Raw genomic sequence first — 8,198 nt, 5'->3', positions numbered from 1 at the left:
CCCGACCGGATCCGCGAACAGTCCGTTCTGCTCAACCCGACCTGCGTGTTCCCGTGGTGCACCCGGTCCGCCCGGTCCTGCGACAGCGACCACCTCCAGCCCTACAACGCCGGCGGCAGCACAACCTCCGACAACATCGCCCCGCTGTGCCGCAGCCACCACCGGCTCAAGACCCACGGCCGATGGCGCTACACCCGCCTCGATCCCGGCTCGTTCCTGTGGAACAGCCCGCACGGCTACACCTACCTCCGCGATGCCACCGGCACCACCGACGTCAGCCGAGAACGGCGACCACCCCCGGACCATCCACCCGAGCCACCACCACTCAGCAGACCCTGACCGCCCCCCACCCCGCCGATCCACGATCCGCGGGGCACGGGCACGGGCACGCCACCACCGTCCGGCACCCGGTGGCCCCACACCGTCAGAACACGTGATCGAGGTCGGCATCCACCGCGTGGGTGTCCACCTCCAGCCACGGCGCCCGTCCGTCGACCCCCACCGGAAGACACCGGACGACGACTCCGGTCTGCACGTCGAGGGCGACGTCGTAGCCGTCGGGATACACCCGCCCCTGAAGATCCTCAGGGGTTCGCGACAGGTCGTCGGCGTACTCCCGGAGCAGGCTGGCCTCGCTGTAGAGCAACTCGCAACAGTTCCCCCCGCACCTGGCGTAACCCGGCTGCGCCTCGAGGAGAGCCCGCCACACTGGCCGTCCGGCGACCGTGTCCTCGCGCAGCCCGGACACCGACACGTGATGGCTGAGCTCCTCCGGATCCAGCATCGCCACCCATGAATAGGTCTGCCACATGGGGTCGTCGTACCTGATGGGCGGTCCCGTCCTGACACCGCACCAGCAGTTCGCCGGGACGCCGCAGCCAGGCCTCGGTGGCGCCCCAAGCGTCCCGATGGGTGACGTGCAACGTCCTCCAGCGCCACGGCGAACTACGCGCCAGGGCCCGGAACGCGTCAGGGGTCGGGGTGATGACCGCATCATCCGCCCGGCCGGTCGCGACCGCCACCGGCTTGCGGCGTCGGCCCCGCCTGCGCAGGGACAGAGTGTCCGCTGCCTGTCGCCGAATCGGTGACCGCCTGATCACCTTCTAGGCTTGCGCCCGTGAAGGCCCTGCTGCTCGAGAACATCCACCCCTCCGCCGTCGACCGACTCCAGAAGGCAGGGATCGAGGTCGACCTGCGCTCGGCGTCGATGAGCGAGGACGAGCTGCTCGACGCCCTGCCCGGCATCGATCTGCTCGGCATCCGGTCCAACACCACGATCACTCCCCGGGTGCTGGCCTCTGCGCCCGACCTGATGGCCATCGGTTGCTTCTGCATCGGCACCAACCAGGTGGACCTCGAGGAGGCGGCCCGCCGTACGGTCGCGGTCTTCAACGCGCCGTACTCCAACACTCGCAGCGTGGTCGAACTCGTCATCGGCGAGATCATCGTGCTGGCCCGCCGACTGGTCGAGAAGACCGAGCGGATGCACGACGGCGTCTGGGACAAGTCCGCCGCCGGCAGCCACGAGATCCGCGGTCGCACGCTCGGGATCGTCGGCTACGGCAACATCGGCTCCCAGCTCTCCGTGGTCGCCGAGGCCGTCGGCCTGCGGGTGATCTTCTACGACGTCACCGACCGGCTCGCCCACGGCAACGCCCGCCGGATGAACTCCCTCGAGGAACTCCTGGCCGAGGCCGACGTGGTCTCCCTCCACGTGGACGGTCGCCCCGGCAACGCCGGCTTCTTCGGCGCCGAGCACTTCGCGCTGATGAAGCCGCGCTCGCTGTTCATCAACGCCGCCCGCGGCATGGTCGTCGACACCGAGTCGCTGCGCGAGCACATCCTGTCGGGCCACATCGCCGGCGCCGCCCTCGACGTCTTCCCGATCGAGCCCAAGGCCCAGGGCGACGAGTTCGAGTCCCCGCTGCGCGGACTCGCCAACGTCATCCTGACCCCGCACGTCGGCGGCTCCACCCAGGAGGCGCAGGAGGAGATCGGCCACTTCGTCGCCGGCAAGCTCGCCTCCTACGTGCACGACGGCAGCACCGCCCTCTCGGTCAACCTGCCCAACGTCCAGGCCGCGCCGACCCCGGGCGTCGTACGGCTCGCTCACCTGCACGAGAACGTTCCCGGCGTGCTCGCCGAGATCAACCGGGTGCTCGCCGAGATCGAGGCCAACGTGCTCGCCCAGTCCCTGGCCACCCGCGGTCACCAGGGGTACGTCGTCACCGACGTCTCCGCTCCCCTCGGCCAGGCCGCGATCGACCGGCTGCGCTCGATGCCGCACACCCTGCGGATGCGGCACCTGCACGGCTGACCGGAGCTGACCGGAACTGACCGGGGCCGATCGGCGCGGCGGGCTTCGACCGTCTGCCTAGGCTCGGGACATGACCCCCGACGGCCGGACCAGCCTGCGCGAGCGGCTCGGGCACGCGCTCTTCCTGCGCGTGGCCGGCCCGGACGGGGCCGAGCACCGCAACCGGATCCACGGCACGCCCGGGCCGCGGTGGTTCGCCCCGGACAGCGCGATCGTGCGGGTGCACGGCGACGCCTCGATGTTCATCGGCGGTATCCGCGCGCTCTTCCTGCAGACCCTGCACCCAGCCGCGATGACCGCGGTCTCCGAGCACTCGGGCTTCCGGGGCGACATGTGGGGCCGGCTCGCGCGGACCAGTCGGTTCCTCGCGGTCACCACCTTCGGCACCGCCGACGACGCCCAGCAGGCCGTCGACGTGGTGCGCTCGATCCACCACCGAATCACCGGCGTGATGCCCGACGGGACGCCGTACGCCGCCTCCGACCCGCACCTGCTCGGCTGGGTGCACGTGGCGCAGGTGGACAGCTTCCTGCTCGCCCACCAGACCTACGGCGCGCGGCCGCTCGACCAGGCCGGCCGCGACGAGTACGTCGCCCAGGCCGCCGAGGTGGCCCGTCGCCTCGGGGTGCTCGACCCGCCGACGACCGAGGCCGAACTGGCCGCGGCACTGGCGGCGTACCGACCCGAGCTGCGCGGGACGCCCCAGGCCCGGGAGGCCATCGCCTACCTGCTGTTCCGGCCGCCGCTGCCGGTGCTCGCGCGGGCGCCGTACGGCGTGCTGATGGCCGGCGCGGTCGGGCTGATGCCCGCCTGGACCCGTCGGCCGCTGGGACTGCCGCTGTTGCCGATCGCCGAGCGGACCGTGGTCCGGACGCTGGGCTCGCTCGCCACCCGGACGATCCGCTGGGCGATGAGCCCCGGGCGCGAAGAGGTCGCGCGGCTGCGGGTCAGCGCGCCCAGTCCGGCAGCGCCTGGACGATCGCGTAGGTGACCCCGCTGACCGACATCGCCAGGAAGGTGCCCCAGGCCATGTCGATCGGCACGATCGAGACCGGGAAGTCCTTGAGCACCGAGAGGTTGGTCAGGTCCCAGGTCGCGTAGGTGACGAAGCCGAAGAACGCGCCCGCGAGGAGCGCCTTGGCCAGGGACCCGTCGGCGATCGCCGGATGGACCACGAAGTAGACCAGTCCGGCCACGAAGATCGTGTAGAAGACCACCGCTGCGCCGACGTTCGGCTTGTCGGCGAGCAGGTGGCCGATCCGGTCGTCGTAGAGCTGCTTGCCGACGAAGGCGAGCCAGACGAAGTCGATCAGGCAGAAGATGATCGCGGCCACGACGAACTGGCTCAGCCAGGAGGAGAGGTTCATGTCCTCGAGTATGCCCACCCGGCCCTCTAGCCTCGGGGACATGGACGTGAACGCGACGCTCTTCTTCGCGTGGCCCTTGACCGGCGCCGACGGGCTGCGCGACGAGCTGCTGGCCGCCTACGGCGATGAGTCGCGGGGGTACCACGACCGGGTCCACCTGGCCGAGGTGTGCGAGCGGCTCGACGAGCTCGCGCTCGGCGGCGCGTCGTACGACGTGGAGCCGGTGTGGTTGGCGGCGTGGTTCCACGACGCGGTGTACGACGGGCAGCCGGGTGCGGAGGAGCGCTCGGCGGCGTGGGCCGAGGCGGCGCTGGCGGAGGTGGGGGTGGCCGCGCCGGTGGTGGCCGAGGTGGCGCGGCTGGTCCGGTTGACCGAGACCCACCGGCCGGCTGACCAGGATCTGAACGGGTGCGCCCTCTGCGACGCCGACCTGGCGGTGCTGGCGTCGGAGCCGGAGCGCTACGCGTCGTACGTCGCCGCGGTGCGCGCGGAGTACGCCCACCTCTCGGACGCGGAGTTCCGGGCCGGGCGGGCGGCGGTCATGGACGACCTGCTGGCGAAACCCACGCTGTTCCACACGTCGTACGGTCGAGAGCGCTGGGAGGCGGCCGCCCGTCGCAACCTCGCCGCAGAGCGCTGACCTGCCACTTGTGGTTGCCGAAAGACCGCCCACCTGCCAGTTGTGGTTGCTCGCGCCAACCACAACTGGCAGGTCAGCGGCCCAGGAGCAACCACAACTGGCAGGTCAGCGGGCCAGCGTCTCTCCGCGCGCACGGCCGGCCGGGCGGTCCCGGTCGCCGAAGAAGTGCTCGAGAACGAACAGCGCCAGTCCGACGACCATCAGGCCGCCACACCACGCGAGCGCGGCCGGGTCGTCGATGACCACGTAGACCAGCAGCACGGCGTTGGCGACCACCCCGAAGTACAGCAACGGCGTCGGCGCCAGGAACGTGTCCTCGCCCTCGTCGTCGCCCCGCAGCTTGAGCGCCGAGACGATCACCAGGGCGTAGATGAAGAGCGTGAAGACCACCGTGACCGTGGCAAGCCTCGCGATCACGTTCACGTCGACGGCGGTGAAGCGGCTCAACGCCCAACCGGTGACGAGCAGCCCGCAGACCACGATCGCCGCGAACACCAGCGCGAACCACGGGCTGCGCCGAGCGGTGTGCAGCTTCCCGAACGCGTCGGGTACGACGTCCTCGTTCGCCATCCCGTAGAGGATCCGGGACTGGGTGACTATCGCGACGAGCGTGGTGTTGGTGATCGCCACCATCGCGATCACCGCGAACAGGATGGCCATCACGCCGACCGGGACCGGCAGGATGCCGGCCTTGACGACCTCGAGCAGGGCGGCGTCGGAGTCGGCCAGCGTGCCGAGCGGGACGGTCAGCGCCGACGTCATCGCGACCAGCACGTAGATGACGCCGGCGGCCGCCATGCCACCGACCAGCGCCCGCGGGAAGTTCTTCGCCGGGTTGATCGTCTCCTCGGCCACGTTCGCGGCGTTCTCGAAACCGGTCATCGCGAAGAACGCCAGCGCCACCCCGGCCACGATCGCGAAGATCGGGCTGCCCTCGGCCTCGAAGGTCGTCAGGGTCCCGAAGTCCGCCTTGCCCTGGGCCACGTAGAGGACACCGATGAGCATGATGATCAGCAGACCGGCGATCTCGACGAACGTCATCACCATGTTCGTCACCACTGACTCGGTGATCCCGATGAAGTTGACCACCGCCAGGACGACGATGAACAGCGTGGCCACCAGCAGCGCCGGCGGCAGCGACCAGATCTCGTCGAAGTACGCCGAGAAGCCGGTCGCCAGCGACCCGGCCGCCGCGAAGCTCGCCGACAGCATGCAGACCGTGATCAGGAAGGTGAGCGGCCGATTCCCGAACGCCTTGTTGACGTAGAGCGCCGCACCGGCGGCACGGGGGTACTTGGTGACGAGCTCGGCGTAGGCCAGACCGGTGATCGTGGCGATCGTGACACCGACGGCGAAGGCGATCCAGAACGCCCCGCCCACCGCGCCGGCGACCAGGCCGATCAGCACGTAGATGCCCGAGCCGAGCACGTCGCCCAGCACGTAGAAGAAGAGGAGAGGACCGGTGATCGACCGCTTCAGGTCACCGTCGAGATCAGGGGGGACCGCCTCGTCGTCGAGTTCGGCTACCGAGTTTGCCATCACAACCGCCTTCGAGGCTCGGGAACTTCCCCGGTCCTACCCGGCGGTTTCGTCGGGAAAACCCGCCCCCTTGCGGCGCCGCAGACCGGCCCCCACCAGGCGCCCGACGAGCTCCCGCGAGGTGACCGGCAGCGCCCCCGCGGCCACCACCCGGTCGTACCACTCCGACGGCACGTCGTAGTGGTCCCGGTCGAAACCGCGCTCGGGGATGCCGAGCGTCCGCGCGAACGCGTGCAGCTCGTCGTACGACGTGTCGCTGGCCAGGTGCGACCACAGCCGTCCGTGGCCCGCCGCGTTCGGCGGGTCGATCAGGATGGTCATCCCGCGTCCGCGGACCCCATCGCCCCGGACCGCATGGCACGGGCGGCCGTGCTGTCCAGCAGCAACCGCCACGAGCGGACATGGCCCGCGTCGACGTACGCCTTGTACGACGCCCCCGGCCGGACCTGGCGACCGACCTGGAACTGGGAGACACCGGCCCGGACCAGCCACGGCACGTGCTCGGCCAGCAGGCCTCCGCCGGGCACCATCAGCGCCGCGACCCGTGGGTCCGCCTCGGCCATGGCGAGCAGGTCGTCGTACCCGACCTCGAGGCCCTGGGGCGACCCGGCCGAGTGCACGCCGACCAGGCCGGGCAGGCCCACCAGGGACCGCCACGAGCGTCGCGGGTCCAGGGTCGCGTCGACGGCCCGGTGGAAGATCCACGGCACGCCGGGCAGGGTGCCGGCCAGGTGTGCGCTGACCTCCACGTCGATCTCGAGGTTGCCGTCCAGGAAGCCGAAACAGACGCCGGCGGCCCCGGCCCCGAGGTAGCTCTCGGCCAGACCGGTCAACCGGGTGAGCTCGCCGCCGGTGGTGGTCCAGGTGTCGTTGAGCCGCAGCAGCACGAAGACCGGCAGGTCGGTCTCCCGGGCCACCGAGGAGACGAGCACGGGTTCGGGCGAGACCGCGTCCGGGGTCGCGGAGCCCCGCAGGTAGAGCCGGTCGGCGCCGCCCTCCTGGGCACCCGGCACGTCGTGCGGGTGGAACACGGTCACCTCGAGGAGCGGTACGCCCATGGTCCGACTGTAGGACCTCGGGGGCGTCGGATCGGGGAGCCCTTGTGCGGCGCGCACAATGGGGGTGTGGACATGTCGTTGCTCTTCGAGGCCCGCGCCCGGGTGCTCGCCGACCTGGAGGCCCGTCAACACGCCACCCCCGCGGCGGTGTCGGCACTGGAGACGGCCGTCTCGGACCGGCAGTGGTGGGCCGAGCAGTGGCCGGACGGCGTCATCTACGTGGCCGGGCTGGTCGCCCAGGACGTGCAGGACGCCCTGCTGTCGACAGCCGGACGGTGGCCACTGTGCCTGGACTGCCAGGAGGGCCCGGCGCACGCGCTCTACATCCAGCCGGACCTCGGCGGACCGGACCCGGTGTGGGTGTGCGAGGAGACGGGTCAGGCAGTGGCGGAGCTGGGGAGGCTCAGCTCTCCTGGCCGAGCTGGACCCACAGCGTGAACCGGTCGGCGCGGTAGACCGAGCGCGACACCTCGATCACCTTCTCGCCGGCCAGGCCGCGGCGCGAGTGGCGCAGCACCGGCGTGCCGGGGGTGATCTCGAGGAGTTCGGCCTCCTCGGCGTTGGCGGCGTCGGCGGTGATGGAGTCCTCGGCCCAGGTGGGCCGGAGCCCGCGACCGGCCAGGGCGTCGTACAGGCTGGTCGGCATGCCGGCCTGCAGGAAGCCGGGGATCAGGATCTCGTTGAGGTAGGCGTCCTCGATGCACATCGGGCTGCCGTCGGCGCGACGCAGGCGCCGCCAGTGGATCACCGCGTCACCCTCGGAGAGGCTCAGCGCGCGCGCCACCCCGGGGCCGGCCTGCTCCCGACGAGCGAGCAGGGTCTGGGACTCCGGAAGGAGCCCGCGACGGTTCATGTCCTCGGTGAAGCTGGTCAGTCGGGTGGCGGAACGACGAGGTCGGGCGACGAAGGTGCCGCGACCCGGGACGCGCTCGAGCAGACCCTCGACGACCAGGGCGTCCATGGCCTGACGCACGGTCATCCGGGCGACGCCGAAGCGGTGGACGAGCTCGCGTTCGGAGGGGGCCGGGGCACCAGGCTCGGCGCCGGCGACGAGGCCGCGCACGTACTCGCGCACCTGGACGTGCTTGAGCCCACGCCCGTCGGAAAGCAACACATCGTTCACAACGGGCGACTGTAGGGGGGATCTCACCCACGCGTCCCGGGAATCGCAACACGTCACACCAAGTGCACCCGATCGGCCAGGGCGCACCACCCGTACGGGTCTGGCCCACCCACCGCGGCGCTTCTCGAACAGGTGTTCGATCTCGTGCTAGCGT

At 71.1% G+C, this 8,198-nt stretch carries 11 protein-coding genes; 5 read left to right on the top strand and 6 right to left on the bottom strand.

Translation table 11 applies throughout. From position 1 onward, the window contains the following. The coding region (locus ABZE72_RS13955) for an HNH endonuclease signature motif containing protein (protein WP_372729637.1) at nucleotides 1-339 on the top strand (339 nt) is incomplete at its 5' end. A gap of 85 nt (nucleotides 340-424) precedes the next feature. Here the strand turns inward: ABZE72_RS13955 and ABZE72_RS13950 are convergent. Further along, entirely contained in the window at nucleotides 425-811 is a 387-nt protein-coding gene (locus tag ABZE72_RS13950; RefSeq protein ID WP_372729636.1) for a hypothetical protein, read from the bottom strand. 306 nt (nucleotides 812-1,117) lie between these two features. Between ABZE72_RS13950 and serA the strand changes: the two genes are divergently transcribed. Continuing rightward, complete coding sequence (gene serA / locus ABZE72_RS13945; RefSeq protein ID WP_372729635.1) at nucleotides 1,118-2,317, top strand: phosphoglycerate dehydrogenase; 1,200 nt, start codon at nucleotides 1,118-1,120, stop codon at nucleotides 2,315-2,317. Nucleotides 2,318-2,387: 70 nt separating this feature from the next. Then, nucleotides 2,388-3,308: an oxygenase MpaB family protein gene (locus ABZE72_RS13940; RefSeq protein ID WP_372729634.1), complete on the top strand. Its 921-nt coding sequence runs from the start codon at nucleotides 2,388-2,390 to the stop codon at nucleotides 3,306-3,308. Here ABZE72_RS13940 and ABZE72_RS13935 read toward each other — a convergent pair. Next, nucleotides 3,265-3,684: a DUF2177 family protein gene (locus ABZE72_RS13935; RefSeq protein ID WP_372729633.1), complete on the bottom strand. Its 420-nt coding sequence runs from the start codon at nucleotides 3,682-3,684 to the stop codon at nucleotides 3,265-3,267. The two genes, ABZE72_RS13940 and ABZE72_RS13935, sit on opposite strands and share 44 nt — an antisense overlap. Nucleotides 3,685-3,724: 40 nt before the next feature. Between ABZE72_RS13935 and ABZE72_RS13930 the strand changes: the two genes are divergently transcribed. Further along, nucleotides 3,725-4,324 carry a hypothetical protein gene (locus ABZE72_RS13930; RefSeq protein ID WP_372729632.1) on the top strand — a complete coding sequence of 200 codons (600 nt, stop codon included), beginning with the start codon at nucleotides 3,725-3,727 and terminating at the stop codon, nucleotides 4,322-4,324. Nucleotides 4,325-4,429: 105 nt separating this feature from the next. Here ABZE72_RS13930 and ABZE72_RS13925 read toward each other — a convergent pair whose 3' ends face one another. Genes ABZE72_RS13925 through ABZE72_RS13915 form a run of 3 tightly spaced genes read right to left on the bottom strand, consistent with a single transcriptional unit; the run spans nucleotide 4,430 to nucleotide 6,921 of the window. Continuing rightward, nucleotides 4,430-5,863 (bottom strand): APC family permease, encoded by a 1,434-nt coding sequence (locus tag ABZE72_RS13925; RefSeq protein WP_372729631.1) that lies wholly within the window; start codon nucleotides 5,861-5,863, stop codon nucleotides 4,430-4,432. A 36-nt stretch (nucleotides 5,864-5,899) separates the two neighbouring features. Next, entirely contained in the window at nucleotides 5,900-6,184 is a 285-nt protein-coding gene (locus ABZE72_RS13920) for a DUF4031 domain-containing protein (RefSeq protein ID WP_372729630.1), read from the bottom strand. Beyond that, complete coding sequence (locus ABZE72_RS13915) at nucleotides 6,181-6,921, bottom strand: copper homeostasis protein CutC (protein WP_372729629.1); 741 nt, start codon at nucleotides 6,919-6,921, stop codon at nucleotides 6,181-6,183. Before ABZE72_RS13915 ends, ABZE72_RS13920 begins: the two co-directional genes overlap by 4 nt. Before the next feature lie 72 nt (nucleotides 6,922-6,993). On the opposite strand from ABZE72_RS13915, the gene ABZE72_RS13910 reads away from it, so the two are divergent. Continuing rightward, the gene (locus ABZE72_RS13910) at nucleotides 6,994-7,359 is read left to right on the top strand and encodes a hypothetical protein (RefSeq protein WP_372729628.1); all 366 of its coding nucleotides are present in this window, start codon (nucleotides 6,994-6,996) and stop codon (nucleotides 7,357-7,359) included. On the opposite strand, the gene ABZE72_RS13905 is transcribed toward ABZE72_RS13910, so the two are convergent. Continuing rightward, entirely contained in the window at nucleotides 7,325-8,044 is a 720-nt protein-coding gene (locus ABZE72_RS13905; protein ID WP_372729627.1) for a GntR family transcriptional regulator, read from the bottom strand. The genes ABZE72_RS13910 and ABZE72_RS13905 overlap by 35 nt on opposite strands. Nucleotides 8,045-8,198: the final 154 nt, after the last annotated feature.

The sequence above is a fragment of the Nocardioides sp. genome (assembly GCF_041600255.1).
Lineage (GTDB): Bacteria > Actinomycetota > Actinomycetes > Propionibacteriales > Nocardioidaceae > Nocardioides.
The sequence above is the reverse complement of the archived record's forward strand: the minus strand, read 5'-3'. Positions and strand labels throughout refer to the sequence as shown.